This is a genomic window from Pseudomonadota bacterium (assembly GCA_038533575.1).
GTDB lineage: Bacteria > Pseudomonadota > Alphaproteobacteria > Rhodobacterales > Rhodobacteraceae > Shimia_B.
This window is the reverse complement of sequence record JBCAYL010000041.1, coordinates 1-567: the sequence shown is the minus strand read 5'-3', so window position 1 is coordinate 567 and position 567 is coordinate 1. Positions and strand designations below refer to the sequence as shown.

At 62.8% G+C, this 567-nt stretch carries 1 protein-coding gene; it reads right to left on the bottom strand.

Annotated elements, in window-relative coordinates:
- Window positions 1-567: aminotransferase class I/II-fold pyridoxal phosphate-dependent enzyme (locus tag AAFM92_16905; protein MEL7302039.1), on the bottom strand; the 567-nt coding region annotated here is incomplete at both ends.

Below are 567 nucleotides of genomic sequence, written 5' to 3'. Positions count from 1 at the left end.
CCGAAATCATCCGGCATTTGACCGGGTCGCCGATCATCACCGGGATGATATGGCTGGCGTTCGGCATATGGGGGATCCCTTCGGCATCCAGACGCGCGCGCAGCTTTGCCACGCGGTCACGGTGGCGGGCGCGTTCCATCTCGCTGGCTTTCAGATGCGCGATTGAGGTTTTGGCCGCCGCGGCAACGGCCGGGGGCAGGGCGGTGGTGAAGATGAAGCCCGATGAAAACGACCGGATGAAGTCGCACAGCGCCTTTGATCCCGTCACATAGCCGCCAAAACAGCCGTAGGCCTTGCCCAGGGTGCCCTCGATCAGGGTGATGCGGTCCATCAGGCCTTCGCGTTCGGCCACGCCGCCGCCGCGGGGGCCGTACATGCCGACCGCGTGCACTTTGTCGATATAGGTCATGGCGCCGTGCTTGTCGGCCACATCGCAGATCTCGGCGATAGGGGCGATGTCACCGTCCATGGAATAGACGCTTTCAAAGGCGACGATCTTGGGCCGGCCCTGTTCAATCTGGCTGAGCTTGTGGTCGAGGTCTTCGGGGTCGTTGTGGTTCCAGATGA